This window comes from Neorhizobium populisoli, from assembly GCF_019430945.1.
GTDB classification, from domain to species: Bacteria; Pseudomonadota; Alphaproteobacteria; order Rhizobiales; family Rhizobiaceae; genus Neorhizobium; species Neorhizobium populisoli.
The window spans coordinates 1-25,408 of record NZ_JAHYCB010000026.1; the positions used below are offsets into that span (position 1 = coordinate 1).

General features: G+C 51.7%; 17 protein-coding genes and 4 pseudogenes. 12 read left to right on the plus strand and 9 right to left on the minus strand.

The window, feature by feature from the left end; genetic code table 11:
* Positions 1 to 371: 371 nt before the first annotated feature.
* Positions 372 to 1,553: an O-antigen ligase family protein gene (locus KX729_RS32155; protein WP_219746519.1), complete on the minus strand. Its 1,182-nt coding sequence runs from the start codon at positions 1,551 to 1,553 to the stop codon at positions 372 to 374.
* Positions 1,554 to 1,771: 218 nt separating this feature from the next.
* Here KX729_RS32155 and KX729_RS32160 point away from each other — a divergent pair, with 218 nt between their 5' ends.
* Entirely contained in the window at positions 1,772 to 3,004 is a 1,233-nt protein-coding gene (locus KX729_RS32160) for a pectate lyase (RefSeq protein WP_219746520.1), read from the plus strand.
* A 275-nt stretch (positions 3,005 to 3,279) separates the two neighbouring features.
* Here KX729_RS32160 and KX729_RS32165 read toward each other — a convergent pair whose 3' ends face one another.
* From KX729_RS32165 to KX729_RS32175, 3 genes and pseudogenes are all read right to left on the minus strand, one after another.
* The gene (locus KX729_RS32165; RefSeq protein WP_219746521.1) at positions 3,280 to 3,708 is read right to left on the minus strand and encodes a hypothetical protein; all 429 of its coding nucleotides are present in this window, start codon (positions 3,706 to 3,708) and stop codon (positions 3,280 to 3,282) included.
* Positions 3,705 to 4,491, minus strand: a pseudogene (locus KX729_RS32170) (integrase core domain-containing protein). The gene KX729_RS32165 and the pseudogene KX729_RS32170 overlap by 4 nt, the downstream one beginning before the upstream one ends.
* A gap of 211 nt (positions 4,492 to 4,702) precedes the next feature.
* A complete protein-coding gene (locus KX729_RS32175; RefSeq protein WP_219746530.1) occupies positions 4,703 to 5,710 on the minus strand; it encodes an NAD-dependent epimerase/dehydratase family protein in 1,008 nt (335 codons plus the stop codon).
* A gap of 450 nt (positions 5,711 to 6,160) precedes the next feature.
* Between KX729_RS32175 and KX729_RS32180 the strand changes: the two genes are divergently transcribed.
* The 10 genes from KX729_RS32180 to KX729_RS32225 all read left to right on the plus strand — a co-directional run bounded on the left by KX729_RS32180 (position 6,161) and on the right by KX729_RS32225 (position 21,250).
* Positions 6,161 to 7,480: a UDP-glucose dehydrogenase family protein gene (locus KX729_RS32180; RefSeq protein ID WP_219746522.1), complete on the plus strand. Its 1,320-nt coding sequence runs from the start codon at positions 6,161 to 6,163 to the stop codon at positions 7,478 to 7,480.
* Positions 7,481 to 8,263: 783 nt separating this feature from the next.
* Positions 8,264 to 9,301 (plus strand): calcium-binding protein, encoded by a 1,038-nt coding sequence (locus KX729_RS32185; protein WP_219746523.1) that lies wholly within the window; start codon positions 8,264 to 8,266, stop codon positions 9,299 to 9,301.
* 83 nt (positions 9,302 to 9,384) lie between these two features.
* Positions 9,385 to 10,179: a glycosyltransferase family 2 protein gene (locus KX729_RS32190; protein WP_246618028.1), complete on the plus strand. Its 795-nt coding sequence runs from the start codon at positions 9,385 to 9,387 to the stop codon at positions 10,177 to 10,179.
* On the plus strand, positions 10,169 to 11,275 hold the full coding sequence (locus KX729_RS32195) for a glycosyltransferase family 4 protein (protein WP_219746524.1): 1,107 nt from the start codon (positions 10,169 to 10,171) through the stop codon (positions 11,273 to 11,275). Before KX729_RS32190 ends, KX729_RS32195 begins: the two co-directional genes overlap by 11 nt.
* Positions 11,276 to 11,303: 28 nt before the next feature.
* Positions 11,304 to 12,452, plus strand: a complete 1,149-nt coding sequence (locus KX729_RS32200) for a glycosyltransferase family 4 protein (RefSeq protein ID WP_219746525.1) — start codon at positions 11,304 to 11,306, stop codon at positions 12,450 to 12,452.
* Positions 12,449 to 13,942: an oligosaccharide flippase family protein gene (locus KX729_RS32205; protein ID WP_219746526.1), complete on the plus strand. Its 1,494-nt coding sequence runs from the start codon at positions 12,449 to 12,451 to the stop codon at positions 13,940 to 13,942. Before KX729_RS32200 ends, KX729_RS32205 begins: the two co-directional genes overlap by 4 nt.
* A 555-nt stretch (positions 13,943 to 14,497) precedes the next feature.
* A complete protein-coding gene (locus KX729_RS32210) occupies positions 14,498 to 15,946 on the plus strand; it encodes an O-antigen ligase family protein (protein ID WP_219746527.1) in 1,449 nt (482 codons plus the stop codon).
* Positions 15,947 to 16,188: 242 nt separating this feature from the next.
* A complete protein-coding gene (locus KX729_RS32215) occupies positions 16,189 to 17,403 on the plus strand; it encodes a polysaccharide biosynthesis/export family protein (protein WP_512699463.1) in 1,215 nt (404 codons plus the stop codon).
* A gap of 881 nt (positions 17,404 to 18,284) precedes the next feature.
* On the plus strand, positions 18,285 to 20,531 hold the full coding sequence (locus tag KX729_RS32220; RefSeq protein ID WP_219746533.1) for a polysaccharide biosynthesis tyrosine autokinase: 2,247 nt from the start codon (positions 18,285 to 18,287) through the stop codon (positions 20,529 to 20,531).
* Between the two features lie 44 nt (positions 20,532 to 20,575).
* The gene (locus KX729_RS32225; RefSeq protein WP_219746528.1) at positions 20,576 to 21,250 is read left to right on the plus strand and encodes a hypothetical protein; all 675 of its coding nucleotides are present in this window, start codon (positions 20,576 to 20,578) and stop codon (positions 21,248 to 21,250) included.
* A gap of 11 nt (positions 21,251 to 21,261) precedes the next feature.
* Here the strand turns inward: KX729_RS32225 and KX729_RS34745 are convergent.
* The 3 genes and pseudogenes from KX729_RS34745 to KX729_RS32235 form a co-directional block, all read right to left on the minus strand.
* A pseudogene (locus KX729_RS34745) lies at positions 21,262 to 21,447 on the minus strand (hypothetical protein); the annotation flags it as partial.
* 126 nt (positions 21,448 to 21,573) lie between these two features.
* A complete protein-coding gene (locus KX729_RS32230) occupies positions 21,574 to 21,876 on the minus strand; it encodes a hypothetical protein (protein ID WP_219746529.1) in 303 nt (100 codons plus the stop codon).
* Positions 21,876 to 22,136: pseudogene (locus tag KX729_RS32235) on the minus strand (transposase domain-containing protein); the annotation flags it as partial. The gene KX729_RS32230 and the pseudogene KX729_RS32235, both read right to left, overlap by 1 nt.
* 256 nt (positions 22,137 to 22,392) lie before the next feature.
* Between KX729_RS32235 and KX729_RS32240 the strand changes: the two are divergent.
* Complete coding sequence (locus KX729_RS32240) at positions 22,393 to 23,580, plus strand: IS110 family RNA-guided transposase (protein ID WP_219746534.1); 1,188 nt, start codon at positions 22,393 to 22,395, stop codon at positions 23,578 to 23,580.
* 1 nt (position 23,581) lies between these two features.
* On the opposite strand, the pseudogene tnpC reads toward KX729_RS32240, so the two are convergent.
* Together tnpC and tnpB are read right to left on the minus strand one after the other, a co-directional pair.
* Positions 23,582 to 24,969 (minus strand): annotated as a pseudogene (gene tnpC, locus KX729_RS32245) (IS66 family transposase); the annotation flags it as partial.
* A gap of 63 nt (positions 24,970 to 25,032) precedes the next feature.
* Positions 25,033 to 25,287, minus strand: coding sequence for an IS66 family insertion sequence element accessory protein TnpB (gene tnpB, locus KX729_RS34070; RefSeq protein ID WP_312993311.1), 255 nt, complete (start codon positions 25,285 to 25,287; stop codon positions 25,033 to 25,035).
* Between the last annotated feature and the right edge of the window lie 121 nt (positions 25,288 to 25,408).

A 25,408-nucleotide genomic window follows, 5' to 3' on the forward strand; every position in this document is an offset into this window, starting at 1 on the left:
ACGCGTATGCGAAGATCAACGGAAAGGGCTTTCGACATATCTGCCGACCTCCATCGGCAGATAGCTTGAATCAGAACCAGAGCGATTTGCAAAGCCATTCGATTCAGTCAGACAGGGAACCGCTCTAGTTTGACTCTCCGCCATTACGAGTCCACGGCCTGGACAAACACCGCTAGCTTCTAAAGAAGCATCTATTCCACCATAGCAGCCCAAGGCTGTTGCCCGATTGATATTTTTTGGGGCCGGTCCACTCGTGACCCCATTCCAACTTCGTGATCGTGGGTTGCCGCCATTTATTTGGCAAAGGTCGCTGAGCGCTGGTCCGGCATCTAGGCTCAGGAATTCGCGTTGAGCAGACTGAGCCCAAGCAGTTACGGACCGCTTGAATTTTGAGGATAACCAAATCTTCTTGTGTGAATTACACGGTCCGGATTTGTTTGGACACGCTGACTTCCCCCAAGTGCGTATATCGAGAAGACTGGTATAATAAACCAGAACATAAAGTCGCCATTAGTTGGGCCCGAATTGTGGTAAAAGCAATGTATAGCATATGGTATAAAGCCCAGGAGCGAGGTCGCGTTGCGAACAATTTTTCGAAAAACCCAATACAGCGGAAGCAGCATTAAAATTCCGTGTTTGTTCAAGGTCACCAAGTAGAAGTTATGCAACGCGTGTAGTGTGATGGCCTCAGGATTTTCATATCCTTGGATCTCTTTCCAATATCTCCACCAGTATTGCGTGCTTTCGAAAGTTAGCCCATACCCGAAGGGCCGATCAATGAAAAGCATGGTTCCGAACGCACGCAACGCGGCACGGCCCTCTCCAGAACTGTTTTCAGTGTTGAAAGCGCGCACTCCAGTGGAGTTTAAGATGTCTACAACCAGAGGCTGAAGAAGAATAAACGCTGGTATAAGGCATACAAATAGAGTAGCTAGAATTGGCCGGCTAAGGAACAGGTAGACCCCTAAGAAACATATTATTCCGAGGAGGGGAGAGCGGTTCCCGCTGACCAAGGCGGCGACTACAAAGAGAAGGACTGCCGCAAACACTCGGCGCTGTCCAAGCCGACGAAATAGGCTATGTTTGCCGATCTGCCTCGCCAGCACACCAAAAAATAGTGCAAATACCAGCGAAATCTGTGTTCCTAGGTGGACAGGACTATAAGAAAGGCCCAGTGCGCGGTAATGTGGGTCATGGAACTCTAGCTCTTCCGTACTTTGTGGTTGGACTGACGCCACGACATCGTAGAGAGACCATGCTGGAGTAAAACCAAGAAATTGCATCGCCGCAATCGCCACTGAAATCGCGATAGGGATCGAAAAATACACATAAAACCTCGATGGTCCTAAATAAGAGCATATAACATGAAATGCAATCAGTGAAACTATAGCTTGGAAGTGGATCTCAACGAGCTGATTCACAATTGACTCGAACGGGACGTCATTGAGGAAGCTTGATAAAGTGGCGCAAACCGCAAAATAGATTATCAATAGCAATATGCGGTGCATTTTTACTATTGCCGCTATGAAGCGAGTTTGACTTTGCAGAAACATAAATATTACCATAATTAGTAATATTAGGATTCGGATTGGCAATCCCGCTATGCTTAGTCGTACGAAGTAAGTTGACACCATCATAACAATTAATAGTGATATGCCATAAACCGATTGAGGCGACAATTGATATTTTGATTTCATAGCATTAGAACGCTCGTTTGGGCCAGTTTGCCATATTTATCGCATTATCTGAAAAAGCGAAACGGAGTAATGAGATGAAAGTGCATATAGTCGTTGCATGCGCAATGGCGATATGGTGCGCTATGTTATCGAGCGTGCTGGGTGACGACGCGGATACCAACGTAACTGTGTCCGACTGCGGTGCTGTCCAAGGATCTAAGATTGTCTATGTTGACGATTTGGACCCTCGGTCTCCAACGGGTCTGCTAGTAGCCTTGGAAGTAAAAGGACCAAAGATTGTAATTTTCCGCGTCGGCGGCAGTATATTTCTAGATGACGACGTAGAGATCACGACACCATTCATCACCATTGCTGGTGAGAGTGCGCCGGATCCTGGCATAAGTTTGATCGGAGCAACGCTAAGGGTGCGAACGCACGATGTCTGCCTTAGTCATCTTACTATCCGTACCGGACCCTCATCAAATCCGACTTTGGCCGAAAACCGAGACGGAATCGCAATCGGGGGAAACCCATTTAAACATGGTCCAATAGAGAGAGTTTCACTGAAAAATTTGACAGTAGAGTGGGGAGTTGATGAGAATTTAAGTGTGTTCCATGCCGGAACTAAATCCGTCTTGATACGTAGTTCACTTATAGCAAATTCTTTAAGTAGAGCTGGCCATCCAAAAGGCGAACATTCGAAGGGTATGCTAATTGGTTCAGGTGTCTACGACGTTACTGTCAGTGATAATTTGTTTGCCAACAACAACGACAGAAATCCTAGGATAAGCCCCAACACTCAAGTCTCACTTTACAGGAACGCCGTTGTAAATCCGGGCTTTTCTTCTTCGGAAATATTCGTAAACTGCACCGGTAATCAGCCCAATTTTTACATTTGGAGAAATATCTTTATACCGGGAAAAGATACGCGGGCAGGACTTCAGCAATATCGCTTTGTGGATGAAGCGACAAGGCAGCCTGTTTTGAAAGAAGATGACTGCCCAGGAATGCACTCAGTTTATCGGAAAGATGTTGTCGGGGACGAGGCGCATGCTATGCTCAAATCGATTTTGGCGTCGGTCGGGTCTCGTCCAGCGCGGCGCGATGCTTATACGGCACTAACTATAGAAAATGTAATGACGGGATCGGGGCGAATAATTAGCGTTCCACCTAGTATTGATGGCGAGACGGTTCAGACAGGTGAGGCGGTCTTTATTGAGCCTGAAAATCCTTTCTCGAAAAACAGGCTTGGACGAATGATGATCGTAGAAGCACTTTGCAATGCTCATTTGAAGTTGGGTGGCTTAAAATCCGCCGACTGTGTTTAGAATGCCTCGCTTAGGGACCGTTTGGGTATATATGACGGTCGTGCGCTCCGCTTGCTGACTGTGATGGTTGATGCAGCATACAGTAAGGCTGCGGCTGACTTTATCGTCGCCGTCGTCTTACGCAGCCGATGATTTAGAGTGATCAGGGAAAGACGCGCTACACTATCCAATGCTTTGGGTAAACGCGAAGCCAAGCGAATGATCTAGACATCGACAAGCTTCGCCCCATAAATTCCGGGCAGGATCGGTTTAGAGACTTTGATGATAGACGGCTATTATGCCGTCGTTGACAAGGCTTTGAAGTAGGGGGACATCTCCTCAGATCGGACGAAAGCCGCCCGCTCGTGGCCAACTGTTTCCAGTAAAACTGTTGTTCCTGACGTCATGAACAGGTCCTCAGGAAACGACCTCTTGGACCAATCAAATAATCCACTAGCGAAGTCGGTCATAGCTTTTAGAACCGATGGGTTTATGTGATACTCCAAGACCCTGCCAAAGCCGTTAAGAAGCGTTGTGCCGGGCCATGACTGCTGAATGCTGTCACTGACTTTCGCACTCTCGATCTGGTCTAATAGCTGTTTTCCTTCCGCCGCTATGTCGCCTTGAACGACGAAGCCAATCGTGTCGGCGTTTCGCCCGAGTTCGGCCAGAAGGGCGACGATCACGGCTCCTTGGATATCGTCTACCACGTCAAACACCATCATTCGGCGGCCCCCGCGCTGCGCATATCCGTCTGACTGCTCGACAAGAACTCTCTCGGAGAACGATAGCCGAGTGCCTTGTGAGGATGAAGTGTGTTGTAGTGCTCGAACCATGCGGGCAGTTGCGCGATGACGGTCATGGCGTCCGGCAAGGGGTTCACCGAGACGTAATCGCGCTTGAAGGTTTTGACGAAGGCCTCGGCCATTCCGTTGGATTGGGGACTGCGAACGAGCGTTGAACACGCTCCGTGCCGATATCGATGAGCAGCGTTTTGGTTTCCTTTGCGATGAAGCAGGAGCCCTTGACCGTCAGCCATTCGATTGACTTTGGAAGTTTGTTGACGAGACCGAAACGGTTCTCAACAGCTGTGATGACAAGGTCCTGGACGTCCTCGCTCTTGATGCCCTCGGTTGTCGCGACATGGGCGATGGCCTCGCCACTACAGTGCGCAAGTCGATGCGACAGATCCGCATGGCAGTCAGCACAGGTCCTTCGGCAACGAGAGCGAGCGCAACAGATGTTTTTCTGCCATGATGCTATCTCAAGCACTTCTTTGAGGATTAAGCCTTCCATCGTCTTTTTGCCAAGGAGCGCTGAAACTCTCTCACCTGGTTCGGACGTGCTCTGTATTTGGATACCGGGAAGACCTCTTCCTGCAATGCCGTCGCCGTCAGCGCACGCTGTGCCGCTAATTTGCGCTAGGTGAACAACTGGTTCGGCTGAATGCCATGCCGTCGGGCAACGGTGCTGACGGTGACATCGGGCTCATAGATTTCCTGCACGATGGCGAGCTTCTCGCCAGTCGTTCAACGACGGCGACATTCGCGACCAGACAGCGATTTTGTCTGAGGTATGTGACTGGGAATAATGGGTGCATTATCCCTAACACTTAACACGCGGGAGGTTGTGTCCGGCGATTTAGGGGACCACTAAACGTATAAACCGAGTCGCCTCTGTAACAAGGGCTGCAAATACTCGCCTCCGTCCGTTATGAGATCATTCGATTTCGTGCCGGTGGTCGAGATACCATTGAACGAAGGCCTTGACGCCCTCGTCCAGCCCGGTCTCCGGCTTGCGACCGGTGAGTGCGACAAGCAGATCAGGGCTGGCAAAGGTGCGCGGCACGTCGCCCTTCTGCATCGGCAGCATCTTGCGCTTGGCGGGTTTTCCCATGATGCGCTCGATCGTTTCAACAAAATTCATCAATCCTGCCGGCTGGCCACCGCCGATGTTGACGACGCGGAACGGGCCCTGCGCGGACAGCGTATCGATATCCGGCACGCGGTTGTCTTCGCCTGGGAATATCGCCGAAAGATCGACGATCGAATCCACCAGATCATCGATATAGGTAAAGTCACGGCTCATCTTGCCTTCGCCGTAGATCTCGATTTCCTGGTCCTCGATCATCGCCTTGACGAACTTGAAGAGCGCCATGTCGGGCCGGCCCCAAGGACCATAGACCGTGAAGAAACGGAAGGCGGTGACCGGCAGCTTGTAGAGATGCGCATAGGAATGCGCCATCAGCTCCATGCTCTTCTTGGTCGCCGCATAGAAGGTCATCGGCTCGTCGGTCTTGTCGATCTCGCGGAACGGCACTTGCGGGTTCGCGCCATAGACCGAAGAGGTGGACGCCAGCATCAGGTGGCCGACGCCATGGGCACGGGCGGTCTCCAGCACGTTCCACGAGCCGACGAGATTGGAATCGAGATAGGCCTTGGGATTTTCTAGGCTGTAGCGGACGCCGGCCTGGGCGGCGAGATGGATCATCACGTCCGGCTTGAATTCGGCGACGGATGTCTCCAGAAGCGGCTTGTCTTCCAGCATGCCGATGACGGGCTTGAAGGACGGAAACTGGGCGAGCCCCGCATTGCGCGCTTCTTTCAAGCGAAGGCTGTAATAGGGCGTCATGCCATCGAAGCCCATCACCTCATGGCCATTTTCCAGGAGGCGCCGCGCCAGATGGAAGCCGATGAAACCTGCCGTGCCGCTAATAAAATATTTTATTAACACTTTTGTAAATTTCCTACTCGTGAAGTGGTTAAAATGTTCACAGTCGAAAAAACCGGTTAGGCTCTTCCGACAGGCTGCCGCTGGACCCGGGTGCACGCATTGTGGACGGTAAAGGTCATCAGACACTTTGAATTAGATAGGGCAGCACCATTTTACAATCCGACCGTTCCAGCCATTAATGTTACCCTAGTATAATGGTAACGGATTTCGATTGCTCGAATAAGCCGTCAGTACTGCGTAGCGAACCATCCGCTACGCCTTTAAAGATCAGTTGGTTGGACATATAACTGCAATCTCAGTCTTTGATCTGTGTAAACTAAATTGACCTAGTCCGACATTAGTCGAACGCAGTCTTCATCGCAATAAATTATCTTGCAAATTGCTAGTGTGCGCCATAAGGCTACCAGGTAATTTCACTTCACTTTATTCCTTGTTGGGGCCTAGATGAGAGTTGTAATGGTCGGATCGGGTTATGTCGGCCTGGTCTCTGGTGCGTGCTTTGCGGATTTCGGGCACGATGTCATTTGCGTCGACAAGGCTGTGGAAAAAATCGAGGCCTTGAAGAAGGGCATTATCCCGATCTTTGAACCCGGCCTGGACGCGCTCGTCGAGAGCAATGTGAAGGCCGGCCGCCTGTCCTTCACCACGGACCTGACCGAAGCCGTCGCTGAAGCAGACGTCGTTTTCATCGCCGTCGGCACGCCTTCGCGCCGCGGTGACGGCCATGCCGACCTTGGTTATGTCTATGCAGCTTCCAGCGAGATCGCTGCTGCGATCAAGGGCTTTACGGTTATCGTCACCAAGTCCACCGTGCCGGTCGGCACCGGCGACGAGGTCGAGCGCATTATCCGGGAAACCAATCCGGAAGCCGATTTCGCTGTCGTTTCCAATCCGGAATTCCTGCGCGAAGGCGCGGCGATCGAAGATTTCAAGCGCCCTGACCGTATCGTCGTCGGCCTGTCCGACGAGCGCGCCCGCGCTGTCATGACGGAAGTCTATCGCCCGCTCTACCTCAACCAGTCGCCGCTGCTCTTCACCTCGCGTCGTACGTCCGAGCTGATCAAGTATGCCGCAAACGGCTTCCTGGCGATGAAGATCACCTTCATCAACGAAATGGCGGATCTTTGCGAGCGCGTCGGCGCCGACGTACAGGACGTTTCCCGCGGCATCGGCCTCGATGGCCGTATCGGCTCGAAGTTCCTGCATGCCGGTCCGGGTTATGGCGGCTCCTGCTTCCCGAAAGATACGCTGGCGCTGGCCAAGACTGCGCAGGACTATGACGCACCGGTTCGCCTGATCGAGACGACGATTGCCGTCAACGACAACCGCAAGCGCGCCATGGGCCGCAAGGTCATTGCGGCGGTAGGCGGCGACGTGCGCGGCAAGAAGGTTGCCGTGCTCGGTCTCACCTTCAAGCCGAATACCGACGATATGCGCGACAGCCCGGCCATCGCCGTCGTCCAGACGCTGAAGGATGCCGGCGCGATCGTCTCCGGCTATGACCCGGAAGGCATGGAAAACGCCAAACAGATGATGGATATCGAGTTTGCCAGCGGCCCCTATCAGGCTGCGGAAGGCGCGGATGTGGCGGTTCTCGTGACCGAGTGGAACGAATTCCGTGCGCTCGACCTCGAACGGCTGAAGTCTGTGATGAAGAGCCCGATCCTCGTCGATCTGCGCAACGTCTATCGTGCGCCGGAAGTCGAGGCGCATGGCTTCACCTATACCGGCGTCGGCAAAACGGAGGAAGTGACTAAGGTTTGACCAAATCGCATATTTAAAACACTCCGGGATGTTCAGCCCGACTTATCTTTGAGCGATTGAACGCGTTCCTAGGCGCGCCGGACCACTTCCGTTCTATCAATAAAGAGCCTTTCACGGACTAATCCAACCCATCGAAACGGTCGGAATTCGCAGCACCGCGCCATTATTGGAAAAGACCTCTTTGCTTATGCCACTGGGAGCGGTGATAGGTCAGCAGCCTTCGGAAGCAATAATGCCACATCGACGCAATTAGCAGACATTAGCATGCTCTATCGATAGCAACAACATGTACTCTCGTGTTCACAACATGACATTTTCCGCTGTGTTCGCAAAAAATAATATTTCGCCATGAAGCCAACTAGGTCGACCTAAATGTATGCACCTGCTCAGAAAGATAATTTCTTTCAAAGGATCACCGTGCCTGGAGATAGATTGTGACGAAATTAGATTTTCGCTTCTATACTTTTATCAGTTATGATGATGCAATAAAATTAACATTGAAGCGTCGAAAAGTCGCCGATATAGCAATTAAAATTCAACATGTTTGCGACATGCCTGAGATCGCATAGCGTGCAATGCAGGATGTTTGGCTCGAGGACAAATGTAGCCGGTATCATTACCTCCAAGAAATGGAGATTTCAGATCACACGCCATGCTTTTATCTCTGAACATAGTTAAACAAGCGTAAATTTTATTGAGTGTCGAAAGAAATTGTGTATTTTCTCGATAACGGTGCCGTCGACTTAATGAATGGCGCTGGATTAGCAAACAAGGAGAAGATAGATGGTGACTTTCAATATGACCGCCGGACAGGATTACGTCGGTGATGCGAATATAGATAATGTTTATGGGAGCGTCGGCAACGATATCATCGATGGCGGCGCTGGAAACGACAATCTCCGCGGCGGGGATGGTAACGACACCTTGCTGGGCGGAGAGGGAAACGACTTCCTGGATGGCGGAGAGGGAACCGACAGGATGATCGGAGGTGAAGGGAATGACACTTACGTTGTTGATAACATTTCTGATGTAGTTATCGAGGAAGTGGGCGGCGGTGTAGATACAGTCAAATCATTTATTGACTATACTCTGCGGCCAAATGTCGAGAATCTCGAACTTCAAGGTTTGAAGGATTTGAATGGATCCGGAAACGCGCTGAGCAATACACTAAAAGGGAATAGTGGTAATAACTCGCTGTTTGGGTGGGGCGGTAACGACAGTATCAACGGTGGTGCTGGCGATGACGTCATCAACGGTGGCGAAGGAAATGACTACTTAGATGGAGGCGACGGTGTAGACATCGTGAGCTATAAAGATGCTGCCGCGAGCGTTATAATTAATCTCAGCAAAGAGAAGCAAGCTTTGAGTGGGGCCGGGCAGGACACGCTCAAAAACTTCGAAAATCTCGAAGGTTCCGCTTACGATGACGTTCTGACTGGTAATGCAAGTGCTAACAAGATAGCTGGTCTGGATGGGAACGACCATATACGCGGCGGCGCGGGCAATGATCAACTTTTCGGGGGGCAGGGAGAAGACCAGTTCATTTTCAACGCGACTGGCGACAATGGGGTCGACTACATCCGTGACTTTACCTCAGGTGTAGACAAACTGGTCTTCTTTGCTTCGGATGGTTATGATGACGAAGCACTATTTGTATCGAACGCCCAGGGCATCGCTGATGGTGCTGGTGCGCAGTTTGTATACAACACGAAGTCCCACTCCCTCAGCTATGATGCCGATGGAAGTGGTGGAGTTGACGCCGTTCTTCTAGCGCATTTTGCTCCTAGCGTTGTTCAAAGCGGCGACATTTTGGTTTCTTAAATAGGTGGCAATGGCGGGTTGGCTTGATGAGAGTTGGCCCGTCATTGTGGTTTTTGTTGGTCCTCATAGAGACAGAGGTTTGATTGATTCTTTATTCGATATTGATCTGTACTATAGGATCTTCCCGTCTGTCAGATGTGGTAGGTCGATTTCTTTCTGACAATGGAAATGACTTCGAAATCCTGTTGGTTATCGATGATCCATCCTTTGACGTTCCAGGTTCACTTGGTGCCCTCGCATCCGATGAGCGAGTTCGTGTATTAGCAAATTCGACGAATTTAGGTTTAACCCGCAGCTTGATACGCGGTGTTAATGAAGCTCGCGGAAAGATTATCATCAGAAATGATGATGATGACCTACCTTCTGGTTCTCGGTTGGCGAGAGTGCGTGAACACTTTGTGAGATATCCAGACACGGATCTCGTGTTCTCTTTTGCGAATGGCTTGGACGAGGCAGGGAATCGTTGGAGCATCGAAGGACCAACAGAGCAATCGGCAATTGTTTCGTTGCTGAAGCGAAAGAATTTTATCGTTGCATCTTCGGTCGCCTACAGACGCGAATTGGTAGTACATCTGGGAAATTATAACCCGCTATTTCGATATGCTCAAGACTATGAATTGTACTTGAGGTTTAGCCGTGCTGGGGCTCGATTCGCATGCATCGATGTGCCGTTGGTTGATAGAATGTATTCACCGAACTCTATCACTGTGCAGAAGCGTAAAACGCAGATGTTATACTCCTTTGCTGCGCGGCTAATTCACGCTGCGGAGTTAAAGGATGTGCGGTATACATTAGCTACGATTTTGCAGTATGTCAGCTTGTATATTACTCCACAGTGGATGCGTAAGTTAAGAAGGCGACTTGGACTTGGCCGGTAATCCTAGACTACTAATGGTTGGCGCTCGGGGGATCGGGGGGAAGGAAGGAGGAGTCGAGAAGTTTGCAGAGGAGTTTTGCGCTCATGCTCAATCCAAATTCGATATCACTATCATTACTTTGGCGCCGATTGTCGATCCTCGGTTTTCGAAAGTCCATGCAGTTCAAGCGCCAAAATCGAGCTCTCTTCGTACCGATAAGTTATTCTACTACGTGTGGGCCCTAAAGGAATGCCTTTCAGGTCGATACGATGCGGTTCTTCTTCTGGGAATTAACTCTGCTTTCTTAAGTTTGATCATCAGACTGCGTAGTATTGTGGGTAGGCGGCCTTGGATTGTTTCACGCACTGGGTCAATTGACTATCATCTACCTAAATGGGGTCGATTAGCGAAGATCTTCTTCAGATTTTCTGAGCGAATGCTTCTTTTTTCGGACTCCGTTATTGCAGTGTCGCCGACCCTTCAAAATCATCTTGCAACCGTCGGGGTGAAATCCACTGTTATTCGCAATGGCGTAACGCATCAACCCGTAGGCGGTAGAGAATTCAGGACCACCGGGCTTGTTGTCGCAGTCGGTAGAATTACCGCACAGAAAAACTATAAAGTTCTCTGTGCCGCGGCGGAGCATTTAGGCGAGGACGTCGAAATACGTATAATCGGCGGGCCGGACCGCACGTCTGAGTATGATCGCCTGGTCAATTATATCTCGGAACGAAAGCTCAGCAATGTCAGCTTTACTGGTGCGCTGCCGCGTGACGCCGTGTTACGGCAGCTTGCTGAGGCAGCTGTATTTGTTAATTGCTCAATACACGAAGGCATGTCTAACTCAGTCCTGGAAGCAATTCAAATGGGCGTGCCTCTAGCTTTGTCTGACATCGATGCGAACCGCGATCTCGGCTTTAATAACCATTTCTATTTCGCTCCTTCCGACGACGTTGCCCTCGCAGCGACATTGAGACGCGCGTTAGAAAATCCGAACCATTTCACAGCCCCAGCGGGGGCCTTTCAGACATGGGACCATGTAATAGAGTCCGTGGTAGCAGAAATCTACAAATCTCCTTACTTTGAGAGTACCGCGGCTCGTACCGCTGAACATTAACACAGGCTTCATCGATTGGGTGGGTGATTTGGTCGAAAAACGAATTCTAGCGTTATTTCTGTCCTTTGGCGGTTCACTTAAAAAGTGGCAGGGGGAGGGAATTCTCGAAAGAGAATTGCTTTATATTGAAGAATACATCAGTTTGGGCGTTTGCGATGAGGTCCTCGTCTTTACTTATGGACGCACCGACCAACATGTTTTGGCTAGGGCATTTAGGTCTGGCCATCTCGCTGATAAGGTGAAACTCCTTCCACCGCCGGCGAGCTCGATACTGGGTAGAAAGTTGATGTATTCAATTTTCGGCCCTATCCTCCATCAAGGGTCGTTGCGGAGAGCGAGCGTTTATAAATCCAATCAGATAAGTGGTAGTTGGTCTGCCTTGATCGCGAAGCTAACTACTCCACGCAGATTGGTTATCCGGCTCGGATATGTGCTATCAAAGCGCCATTTTATGAATGGCAAAAGATTGGCCGGCTCGATTGCTCGGCTGTTGGAGTTAGCGGTTTTTAGAGCATCAGATGCCGTTATTGTGACGTCGAACTCCGCTGAAGCCTATGTTCGAAAGGTTAGCAAGACGTCGGCTAACGTGCGACTTATTCCCACGTATGTTGATACTAATCTTTTTCGCCGCCGAGACATTTATAAATTCGACTCGGCTCTTCTTTACGTCGGCAGATTGACACCTCAGAAGAATTTGAAGGCATTAATCGCAGCTGTTGCAAAAGCGAATTTCACGCTTCACATTGTCGGTGACGGGGACAGTCGGGGTGAGCTCGAAACGGTCGCTGCTGATGCGGGTGCAAAAGTCGAATTTTTCGGGAGCCGGGACAATCAAGAAGTTGCAGATATGATGGGTCATTACACATATTTCGTGCTTCCAAGCCTCCACGAGGGCCTTCCAAAAGTGCTTATTGAGAGCATGTGTGCTGGTATGATCTGTATAGGTACGAACATTCCGGGCATTAATGATCTTATAGAGGATGGAGTCACTGGCTATCTCTCTGACGATGTAAGTAGTGATAGTATTGCCAGAGCCATTCATAGGGCGAGGGGCGATCAAGCTTCTGAAATTGGCACAAGAGCTAGACAGTTGATTGTCGAGCGATCAGGAGTGGGGGCATATATAGAAAGCGAAAAGATCGTGCTCTTCCCGCAACTTAGTGACTTTGCCCGATGAGCCTGCAGATAAAAACCATTGCTGGCATATTTTGGCTATCAGCGGCAAATTTTTCTAATCAAATATTAAGTTTGATCGTTTTCATCATATTAGCGCGACAATTAAGTCTTGAAGAGTTTGGTTTCGCTATGCTGGCGATCCTAGTGATCAATGTCTTTAGCATGTTATTTAAGGATGGAATTGTGGATTTTCTCATCAGAGAAGATGAGGAAAATCTTGACGACGTTGCGAAGAGTACGGCTTTCTGGCTCTCTTTAGTTTACGGATTTGCATTGGTATTAATTCTTAACGTGGTCGTTTGTCCTTTAGTGGAATCAATATATGGCGGACCGGTAGACGCGTACATTCTAGCAATGTCGCCGACTATACTAATTGGCTGCGGAACAATACTTAATTTTGCTATCATCCGCCGGAATTATGCGTTCAAAGTGGCAGCTACGAGAAACGCCGCAAGTGGATTGCTTACTGGTGTAGTGGCCATAATGTTGGCGCTCAATGGTTGGGGGGCGTGGGCTCTCATCTATTCAAGGGTCTTGGGTATTATGGGCGCTGCCTTAGTTCTTGTGATCCAACAGCCGTTCGTCCCTAAAATTCTTTTTTCATTCAGCTACGCACGTCAGATAACGGTTTATTCGGCTCCATTGGTATTGGCGAGGCTTGTCACATACTTATCTTCCCGTGCCCCCGAAATGGCCTTGGCAACCCTTGGCGGTCCGGCGTCGTTGGCAGTGTATCGTGTCGGTGCCAGAATCGTTGAAGTTTTAAATTCCCTTTTGGTCGATCCGATCGCGAACGTGCTGCTCACAACTTTATCAAAGTTGGGCAATGCCGGCGCAGTTGCGAATTGTGCGAAGATTACTGCGGCTTTAACTCTCGTTGTGGCTCCTGCATTCTATGGTGTCGCGGCTATATCTCTCCCGCTGACAAGTATCCTCTACGGGGAGAAATGGCAGGAGAGTGGCCCGGTGATGATGCTTCTGTGTTTTCAGATAATCCCCGTGACAATCCGTATTGTGCTTGTGATGGTTTTCAAAACTCATCGAGCTACTCGCCGATTGTGGGACCTCGCTCTAGTTGAGCTTGTCATCAGCGCTCTATTAATTGGCTCGGCGGCTAATTTCGGGGAAGATTACGTTGCTGGAGCCGTAGTATTGCAGGCGGTCGTTATGGCTTGGCTTCATTTTTACCTTCGGCCACCAAGTATTGAGTTGTCGGTAAGCGAAATGTCTAAAGAGCTTGCTGCACCTGCGACCTGTGCCACCGCAATGTTCGGCATTGTTGTCTCTGTGATGTATGCTCTAGGCCACGTAAATGTTTGGCTCCAGCTGGCACTCGGTGTCTTTTTGGGAATCATAGCATATCTTTTACTCCTCCTATTCGTGTTTCCGGCTTGGACATTTGATGCGGTAAAAGAGGTCCGTGAAGTGGCGCCTAATCGTATGAGAAAAATAATTTCCAAAATTGAAAAAACTGTGCTTCGTAGAAAGTGAAATTGTAAGCGCTTGGGCGAGGCGTTCTGACCGCTCAAGACGGAAACATATGGGGCATTTTACAGATAGTTTGCATAATCGTGAGCTTTATTGTTTTAACAGCCGTCCGATTTGCGGCAGATGTCGCCGATGTTGCGCTTTTGAGCATGTGAACTGCATCCGTCACCTTGATTGCACGTAAGCGGCAATCATGCGGTATGATCTAACGTAATAGGGAAACGCTCCAGGCCGATGGGGTGGTGCAGCGGCTTGAGGTTTCACCGGAGGAGGCTGCCGCAATGGAGCGACGAGGAACAGCTCATATTGTCGCGTCACAGCGTCGAGATGTCTGTTGTTGCAGTTCTGCGACGGCACCGGTTCGTCGCATGCTCTGTTATTCACGTGACGGCGGCAGTCTCGGAATTATTTACCGAGGCGGCCAGCGCCGATGCCTGTGCTAGCGGTGATGCATAGACTATTTCTTTGCAGGCAATTTTGTTAAGGTGAAGGAAACAGGTGTTATCTGCGGCCGCCTATTGGCAAGCCTGCGATTCTATAAGGCGACGCTCGACAATCATGTCAACGACCCATATGGCTTCTCCCACCACGCCGAACTTAATCTACAAATTTCACCCAGTTTTTCTCAATATGGCGACTGGCATATATGTTAGTAGCATACTATTAGCGCTTTTAAATCGCGGCGCGTCGGATATAAATACGTCAACCGTGCTTTCTTTCCCATTCTTTTTCATAATATTGATTAATATAATATTCACAGATATGCCAAAATCCGCGATTAATACGATTTATTTAGTGTTTTGTTTGATTTTCGTCGTCTTTACGTGTTTGATATTTCAATCCGCGTCCTTTCTCCCAGAAATGATCACCCACCCAGCCTGGGATGACGTGCTGGGAATCACCTCGGTGATGAACAGAACAATATCCGTCACAGTTGCGGATGATTGGGCAGCCCTTTCGCGAATAACTGTGCCCCTTGGGGTGTTCGTGTGCGGACTCTTGTTGTTTCGCAGCGACGAGCGAGCAATGCTCGCTCTAAAGATGATCGCGTTCATAGGCGGTCTGATTTCAATTGGTTCAATTTTACAATTTATGCTAGCTCCGCATACCTTATTGCTTGGGATCAAGATCGCCTATCTGGACAGCCTTACGGCTCCGTTCGTCAACCGAAACACAGCCGCAACGTTTTTCGGACTTGTACTCCTCATCGAATGGGCTTTGATTCAAAGAGAGTTTCAAAAAATCGATCTCGTTGGAGTATTACTGCGATTGCATTCCGGGCGAAGGTCGGATTCTATTACAATCAAGCAACTACACATCGTAGGGCTTTACACCGCGCTTCTTTTATCGAGCCTTGTTGCACTGATGTTGACAAAGTCTCGAGCCGGCATCGGGTCGAGCTTTATTGCATTGATAATCCTTGTAGTTTTGTTCGCAGGCAACAGAAACAAACGGCTCCCTAGGACGACAAGTCGTCCAAGTCGTTATAGGCGCTGGCTTTTCGCAATACTGATAGGGTTATCAGTGTTTTCCTTGTCGGGCCGAGTCCTTTTGCGTGCGGAAGTCCAAGGCGTGGCCGATGCCCGGTTCTGCGTTTTGCCGGGAATTTGGGATGCTATAAGCGATCGGTTCCCATTCGGCTCCGGATTGTCAAGCTTTCAAGAGGTCTTTCCAGCTTATCGAGATGCAGGATGCGGAATCGGACGTGTATGGGATAAAGCGCACAACGTGTATTTGGAGGGCATGGTGTCCTTGGGAGCATTTTTCGTCGTGATGGTCGTGATCGTTGTGATTTGGCTTTCATGCATTTTTGTTCTCGGACTAAAACGGCGTCGGCGAATGCGAATGGGTGCCGAGATTGGACTGGCCTCTCTCTCTCTGATTGCCATTCATTCGGCATTTGATTTTTCACTTCAGATCTCAGGACTAGCGATGGTCGTCGCTGCCATATTCGCTCCCGCCGCAACTTTATCCCTCCGCTCGCCCGCAAAGTCAGGCGTCTTTTAGTTTCCGACAGGCCACACGGTATCCACGCCAAGCGCCCAACTTGACCATTATGTGAGTGGGCGCGAATGCTCACTCAACATTCAACGTGGGTTATGTAGCTCTTAATACTATGTTGTTATGAATTTACTGTGCCGTCACGGCAACAGTCGGCTGACGGTGAGCTAACTTTTGTCTAGGTGACTAACATCGCGCTGGCTTTCAGGTTTTGAATAGCATAATGGGTCTGTAAAGGTTTTTAGGGGATGAAATTGCGGATCGTTCAAAGCACATTGTTGCTCTTGCCAGTCGTGTGGGCGCTTTCGGCATGTAGTTCACTACCCAGTGCTGGACCTAATGTTCGCAGCGTCGAAGCCGATGCGGCAGTGAAAGTCGCCTCTGCCGATAAGAAAGCCGGCGCTAATATTGATTACGTTCTCGTTGATATAAATAAAGCTTTGTTACGTTTCGTTTCCGAGACGGTATCGACCTCGCTAGCTGGAGGGTTCGGTGGAGGGCGAGGGAGTGTACCGTCGCTTCCGCTTGGAGTCGGCGATGTAGTTCAAGTTTCAATTTTTGAATCTCAATCAGGCGGTTTGTTTATTCCGAGCGACGCAGGTAGCCGCCCAGGAAATTATGTATCTTTGCCGCAACAGACGATCGATCGCTCTGGTACAATCAGTGTACCTTATGCTGGCCGCCTTCGCGCGGCCGGCCGCCCGGTAGAGGATGTTCAGTCGGACATTGAAAATAGGTTAGCGAACAGAGCTATCGAGCCACAAGCAATTATAACGAAGATCAGTAGCCGGTCTGCCCAAGTCTCTGTGCTGGGTGACGTTCGCGAGCCTACGAAGGTGGAGCTGACTGAGGCGGGGGAGCGTGTGCTCGATGTGATTTCGGAGGCTGGCGGATTGAGTGCACCCGGTACCGAAACCTACATTACTTTGCAGCGTCGTGGCCGCAGCGCGACGATCCACTATGACCACTTGGTTGCGACGCCAACTGAAAACATCTACGTCGCACCAGGTGATACGATCCTAGTCGATCGGGAGCGGCGAACCTATTTGGCGTTTGGAGCTTCAGGTCTTAACGGGCGGTTCGATTTCGAGGAATCCGATTTGACTTTTGGTGAGGCGCTGGGCAAGGCTGGCGGCTTGCTGGATGCCCGAGCGGACCCCTCGCAAGTCATGCTGTACCGCGTCGTCAGCAAATCGTTACTGACTAAGCTGGGTGTGGATGTTTCGCGATTTAACGCTGAGTCAATTCCTGTCATCTTTAGAGCGAACCTCCGTGATCCCTCGATGTTCTTTGCAGTGCAGAAATTTCCAATGCAGGACAAGGACATTATCTACGTCACGAATTCGGACTCGGTTGAGCTCCTAAAGTTCTTGAACATCCTCAATTCGGTTACTTCAACCGCAGCAGGGGTGCCGTCCGACGCAGTCGCCGCTCGTGATGCCGTAAGAGAACTGAGGCCTTAAGTATATTTGGTTTGGGGTTTGAGTTGACGTATTTTGCCTTTGTATTGGGCGTAAAAGCATCCTATACAAAGAAAGTTGGAACTTGCTCCTTGCCGCGAGGATGAAAATGGTTGCTCGAAGAGTTGATAGGTTTATTGCCGTTATTTTCGGCGCGACGATTGTATGCGGCCAAAGCGCCGACGGTTTTGCGCAGGCGATGACGTCGGTACCGGTAGCCGCCGGGGAAGGGGTTCGTGCTAGCTGCTTCGTGGCGCCAGCTGCGCTAGATGCGGCAGACGTGAGCTCTTTTCTGTCAAATCCGGAAGGACTTTTAGCGTCGTTTCCGTCTGCGGGCTTACCGCTAGCCAATCGGGTCCGCGGTCTGGCGGGCACTAGCGCCGAAACATTGGCGCCGATAATCGGCCTCTTGTCAAAGGCAAACCCTGCTCAAGTTGCGGCAATAGGCGCGGGCCTAGCTCGGGCGGCCAGATCCTGTGCGGCCGTCAATCCTGAGTATGCTGCTCGTATTCAGGAGGCGGTGGCGGGCGCAAGCAACTCCGCTTTCGTCACAGCGTTTTTGGGGGCGAGTTCCGAGACGCAGACGGCTGCCCTTGGCGCAGCGGGAGCAGGTGGACCGTCGGCCGCAACCGCGGGCGCGATTGGCGGTGGCGGTACGCCTGGTGGTGGTTTGAATGGACTGCCAGGAAGTGCTGGTGGTACTGCCGCAGGAGATTCGGCGTTCAGTGCTGGCGCGAGTTCACGCTTCTTTGCGGGTGCGGGAGCCGGCTCAACCACGGTGCTGTTGATAAGCCCGAACTAATCGCATCCGATAATTATTCAGCGCATGGCTAGAGGGGTGAGTGGGCTTGCAACTCCACACCAGGGATTTCCACAGTACGCCTATTGATGAAGCGGACAGATCTGCAAGTTCGGACTTGATTGATTTCGAGGCGCTTGTTGGCGTCGCAAGACGACAGTGGTTTGTACTACTCTGCGCGATGGGTGTGGGCGCGATTTTTGGCTTCGCTTACCTACTAACCGCAGTCCCGTACTATAGTTCATCCGTGACGGTGCTTATTGATCGTGGCAATACTCAACTAGCAGGTCAACTGTCTTCCATCGGAGGAGCTGTTCTTGATGACGAGGGGTCGGTCCTTAGCCAGGTCGAGGTTTTTCGCTCTGATACGATCGCTTTGTCAGTCGTGGACAAGCTAAATCTTGTAGGAGACCCCGTATTTCAGGTTACACCGGGATCGCTGCCAACCAAGGTATTAAATGCAATAAGGTCGCTGTCGGATGTATCGGGCTGGTTTGCTTCCGACAACGTGCCGGAGAATGACCTCGCTAGTAAGCGGCAGGCTGCAGCTGAAAAATTGCTCGAGGAACTTGATGTAACACGGGTCGGTCGCACATACGTTCTCAAGCTTGATTATCTATCCCCTTCGTCGGAATTGGCCGCCAAAATTGCGAATGCTTTCGGGGATGCATATCTCATAGATAAACTGAATTCAAAGTACGACGCTACCCGCCGGGCAAGTGATTGGCTGCAGGATCGAATTGCAGAGTTGAGGCAGAAATCTGTTGATTCAGATTTGGCCGTACAAAAATTTAGGACGGCAAATGGGCTAGTCTCAGCGGGTTCTGTACTTGTTGCGGATCAGCAGTTGTCTGAGCTGAATAGCGCGTTGATTGTTGCCCAGTCCGACAGTGCGAAGGCTGAAGCGCGACTGCAGCGCATTCAGCAGATCATAGCGTCTGGGCAAGGTGACGCTGTAGTGACTGACGTCCTCGCCAGCACAGTATCTAACGAACTGAGGCAAAAGTATCTCGATGCCTCTAAAAGGGAAGCTCAGATAACCGCTCGTCTGGGCGCTAACCATATACAGGCAATCCGGCTACGTAGCGAAATGTCAGAATACCAGCGGCTGATGTTTGAGGAGCTGAATCGTATTGCCGAAAGCTACAAGAGTGATTTGAATGTTGCCAAAGCCCGTGAGAAGAGCCTAACGGAAAGTGTTGCTCAAGCAACCGGGATAAGCGCGACCGCGAATGAAACCCAAGTACAGTTGCGTGAACTAGAGCGTGAGTCGGAAACTTATAAAAATCTTTATCAGACGTTTTTGCAGAGATACCAGGAAGCTGTTCAACAGCAATCCTTTCCTGTGACGGAGGCTAGGATTATTACCCGAGCAAGTCCGGCGACCGCTCCTAGTCATCCCCGCAAGGGGGTAGTGCTGGCGCTATTTTGCGTTATTGGAGCAGCAGTTGGAAGCGGCCTAGGTGCGTTCCGCGAATTTCGCGACAGATTCTTCCGAACCGGCGATCATGTTCGTAATACTTTGGGTCTTGAATTTCTTGGAACAGCGCCACTTGTTAGCGGGACTCGTATAGCCTCAGCTGAACAGATTTCTCATCCTCAGTCGATTGTAAAATTGAGTACTATATCCAATTACGTGATCGATCACTCGCTATCATCTTTTGCGGAGGCCTTGCGCAGCGCTAAACTGGCTGCGGATTTAGCCCTGCCAAACAAACAGTGTAAGATAATCGGTGTTGTTTCCTCTCTGCCAGGCGAAGGTAAATCCACGATCGCAATTAATTTCGCAGAACTACTTGCGAACCAAGGTAGTCGAACGATTTTGATCGATGGGGATCTACGTAATCCAGGCACTACCCGCGCAATCGGTCGGCATGCGCAAGCGGGTCTACTTGAAGCACTAGTTGAAAACGTCGAACCTTCGGGTCTGCTTCTGCATAATCCGCGGACGAAGCTCTCCTTCATGCCAGCGGTCATCAAACATCGTATACCTCACTCGTCGGAGCTTCTGGCCTCCAACGCAATGCGATCCTTGCTGACGACATTCAGTTCTCAAGCGGATTACGTTGTAATTGATTTGCCGCCTCTTGGTCCTGTCGTGGATGCTAGAGCAATTGCCTCGCGTATCGATGCTTTTGTATTTGTAGCGGAATGGGGTAGCACGACGCGGCGCGTGGCTCGACAGCTATTAAGCGACGAAGATGAAATACGACGTAAATGTCTCGGTGTTATTCTCAATAAGGTCGACCAAGAAAAAATGAAGCTCTATCGTTCATACGGGTCGACGGAATACTACTATTCAGAGTACTCAAAGTACTACCAAAATGAGTAATAAGACGCCCGAAGTACTAAAAGTACTTCCAAACGAGTAATAAGATGCATGGTATTCGTCGCAGGACGCTTCGCCACGGTGTCCTAATCTGCATTATAGTAATTATTTCCTACAATTCTTTCAGCGAAGTTAGGCGTACCGCGCAATATGGAGGACTTCTCCGCTCGGCTGCAAAAGTTGAAAGTGGTGAAGCCGTCGACCGAATTACGGTTCAGAAATTGGCCGAGAGCACAGAGGTTCTAGTGCGCACCCGCGAATGCAGAGGTGACATCATCAAAGCGGCACTGACAATATTGCTGTTAAATTTAGACAACGAAAACAGTCGAACTGATTACGACGGGTGGTCCGCTTCGCTGCTCAGAGCAGATAAATTTGTTGTTCAAGCTCTGTCTTGTCAGCCGACCAATGGTAACTTTTGGCTCCGCTTAGCGATGACTAGGCAATCCATAGCTGAGCAACCTGAAGAACTTCGCCTATTTTTAGAGTTATCTCAGAAATATGCTCCGGCTGAAGAAAGGGTTACGGAAGGGCGGTTCTTGCTTTATTCGAAAGTTGGCGATCTAACGCTTAGTCGTCTTAACGATTTGATCCTAGCAGACCTACGGACAATCTGTCGCGCGAGCGCGCGTGAAGGGTTGAAAGCTCTAGTTGAGAGTGTGATGGGTCGATTAACAGTTGATAGTTTTGTTAAGCCCGAATGTAAAATGCTCACTCCATAGTGGTGCCATTTCTATCCAAGTGAACCGCACCGGGTTTTCCGTAGGCCATTTGGTTTAAGGTATGCAGTCATAGCCGGTTCGTGCAGCATGGCGGAATACTGCTCTTCGGCTTCGGCTGACGGTATGTTTCCGATGGGCGGCATGACGCGTCGTTGGTTGAACCAGTCGACCCATTCCAATGTAGGTAAGCGGCAAGCAGACCCCATCTGGCGTCGGTAGCGTTGGCCCCTGTATTGCGGACAGACGATTCACCAACTGTGAGCGTCTATGTCTGCGCCTAGCTCTGGAACTAGAAACTTCCATATGATGTAACGGCCCGGTTGTTACCGCGTAGATTTTGCCTTGATACGAGCGATCGCATCTGGATCCGCCAGGATTTCAAAGTCGTCCAGGAATTCGGCCCAGGTGGCAGGAGACCTGCGTGCCTCTGATAGCATGTGTGTGAGTTCGTCGATGCCATCGTCGGTCAAGGCGGTCACCGATGCATCGTCGCCTTCTATGACACTGATGATGCTCCCGTATGTCAGATTGTCGGAGTTCGAGACGATCGCCTGCAGAAGCTCCACGTCCTCGCCGAGCATCTCTGCGACATGGCTGAGGGTAAAGACATATGTGATGGTGGCCATCAGGCAGCTTCAGCGCGGATCGCGGTAATAGGGGCCCAATTCCACGGAAGCAATTCGTCTAACCGATTGATCTTGTGATCGTGGATACGATCGAGCACGTCAGCCAGATAGGCTTGCGGGTCAAGACCATTCATCTTGGCCGTCTCGATGATCGTCATGGCGCGTGCCAACGTTTCCGCTCCCGTGTCGGCTCCCGCAAAAAGCCAGTTGCGTCTTCCAACACCTATCGGACGCAGGGCCCGCTCAGCGGCATTGTTATCGGGCATGTTGCCATCGGCGCCCCACGAACGCTCGGCAGATTCTATCCTGTCATGTTAGAATTGTCGTGTCGGGACAGGGGCGTCGGAGTGCGAAGAAGCGGGCAGGCCGAATTGACTTTGAGCTGCGAGCTCGCGTTGTTATCTGGCCGCCCCTGCGACTATCCCGTCTGCGCTGCGAGCGCGTATCCGTAGATGTCGCACAGCCCGCGCACTCCCCCATTAACAACATGGAGGATTTTGAATGCGGTCGATCGGAATGGATGCGCATCGAAGTTTTGCGCAGGTCGCGGTTTTTGACCGGGGCAAGGTCACAGAAGAATTCCGGGTGGAACTGGATTACGACGCTGTGGTGGCCTTTGGGCAGAAGCTTCGAAAAGATGCCGAAGTTATACTGGAAGCGACTGGGAACACCTCGGCCATCGTAAGGTTGCTGACGCCTTTCGTGGCCAAGGTCGTTATCGCGAACCCGCTTCAGGTGAAGGCCATCGCCCACGCGCGCGTGAAGACCGACAAAGTCGACGCGAGAATTCTGGCGCAGCTTCATGCCGCCGGCTTCTTGCCAGAGGTCTGGGCCGCGGATGACGATACCCTAAACCTGCGTCGTCTCGTCTCGGAGCGCGCAGCGCTCGTGCGATCAGTGCGACGGGTGAAGAGCCGGGTCCAGGCCGTTCTCCACGCCAATCTCGTGCCGAAATACTCGGGACATCTGTTCGGAAAAGGCGGCAGGGACTGGCTCTCGACGGCCCCGTTGCCCAAGGCAGAGCGCGACCTCCTCGCCCGCCATCTCGATGAACTGGACTGGCTGAAGGGGAAGCTTGAAAAGCTGGATGGCGCCATGGCGCGACTTGCGCTCGACGACACTCGCACGCGCAAGCTGATGACGATCGCCGGAATAAATTCCGTGGTTGCCACGGCAGTGATAGCCGCCATTGGCGACATCTCCCGGTTCCCGACGCCCGACCGGCTTGCGAGCTACTTCGGCTTGACCCCGCGGGTGCGCCAGTCCGGCGATCGCGGAGCAATCCATGGCCGCATCTCGAAACAGGGCAATGCGATTGCCAGAACGATGCTGATTGAAGCTGCCTGGTCGGCCGCGTCGGTTCCGGGGCCGCTGCGTGCCTTCTTTCTTCGGATCAAGGACCGCAAAGGCCTCAACGTCGCGGCGGTCGCAACGGCGCGCAAGATCGCAAATCTGATCTGGCAGTTGCTAACCAAGGAAGCTCCGTACAGATGGGCTCGGCCCGCCTTTGTTGCCATGAAGATGCGCAAGCTTGAACTGCGTGCCGGCGCAGCCAAAGCACATGGGCCAGCTGGTCCCGCCCGCGATTACTGGATTAAGGAAATCCGCCATCGAGAGATGGAGCTCGTTGCACAGGCGGAGGCAGCCTACGCAGCCATGGTCGAAGCCTGGAGAGATAGGCCACCTAAACCACAAAAAGGCTGAGAAGGGGCTGTTCAACAACATCCGTGTCGATCGCAACGCGACCGTCTTCGAGGAACAGGCAGAGCGATGCCCAGCGGCTCAAGCCGTATCGGAACGCAGCAGCCAGATCGCTTTTGCCAGGAATGCGGGTCAGTTGAGCCTCGGCCCAGTGGCGGAATGCTTCAGCCTTGGGCTTGCTCTGCATCTGACGCGCGGCAAGCCGGATCTCAGGAGGCTGGCCGTTGATGCCACGCTCGATGTCGTAAAGAGCACCAATACGATCGAGAGCCTCGCGGGCGATCTCGGATTTGTTCGATGTCCAGATGTCGTGGAAGCCTCGCCGCCAATGCGCCCAGCAGGCAGCTTCTTTAAAGCGCGAGAGGCCATCCGCTCCAGATGAGTACAGCTTCCCGTATCCTTTGTAGCCGTCAGCCTGAAGGATGCCGCTTGATTGCCCGAGGTGACGATGAACGTGCTCTTCTTTCCAGTCAGGCGCAAAGTAGTAGACTGCACCGGGCGGGGAAGTGCCAGCCCACGGGCGTTGATCGCGCACATACGTCCAGAGCCTGCCCTTCTTCACACCCTTGCCCAAGCCCTTGTCTCGCAGCGAGCGATCAAGCACCCGGATCGGGGTATCGTCCGCATGGAGCAGGTCGCTTGCCATGATTGCAGCTTCGATCCGTGCGATGAGAGGCTGAAGGACCTGCATGGCGCGACCACACCAATCGACCATCGTGCTGTCGGGAATGTCGACACCCATACGGGCGAAGATCTCGTTCAGGCGGTATAGCGGCAAATGGTCATCGAACTTCGAGACCAGAATGTACGCCAGGAGGCCAGCGCCCGCCATGCTGCCAGGGATCGGGCGGCTGGGCGCAGGCACCTGCACCATCTTCTCGCAGCAGCGGCAGGACTTCTTCAATCGGGCGACCTCGATCACCTTCATCTGAGCCGCAATCATGTCGAGGATTTCGCTGGCGTCCTCACCGACAAGACGCAACTCACCGCCGCATTCCGGCAGCAGGAGCCAGGATCCAATTCGCGGCGCTCGCGGACCGCCGTGTCCGACACTCGTGGGCGTCGGCGCATGATCTTTTCCGACGCATCCGCCAGGGGCACAACAGACGCGGTCTCATCGGCTTCATCGATCGGGGACGTACTGCCTTCAGCGGCGGCGATCAACAGATCCTCAAGCGCCAGTTCCAACTGCTCGATTTCACGCTCGATCTTTTCGGAAGACTTGCCGAAGACCTGTTTCTTCAGCTTGGCGATGCGTAGCCGCAGTGTTTGGATTAACTGGTCGTGCGCCTGCAACGTCGCCGACATCTTCGCGTTTTCCGCCTGCAACGCGGTGATCATTGCCTTGAGAAAGGCTGGATCGTCCGGAAGATTTGCCGTCGCGTTTGACATGATCCTGACTACCACAAGTCAGGGTAAATTGCCATAAAAACGAGTGGTTTCAGAGGGATAAAATCACCCGACACGAGCCGGTGGCGCTCCCCAATCCGGACGACGCCAATCGATCCCTTCCCACAACATCGCCAGTTGGGCCGACGTCAGTCGCGCCGTCCCGTCGGACGCCGAAGGCCATGGGAATCGACCTTTCTGCAAGATCTTGTAGTACAGACAGAAGCCTTGGCCATCAAAATACAGCAGCTTCAATCGATCGCCTCGTTTGCCCCGAAAGGCAAATACCGCGCCACCCGTTGGCTTCTGGCGCAGGTGCAAGGGCTGCCAGGCCTTCTATTCCTTTGCGCATGTCCGTGATCCCGCAAGCAAGATAGACCCGAACGCCCGTCCCAGGCCCGATCATGCTGCTTCCACTGCCCGGATGATCTGCGTCAGGGCG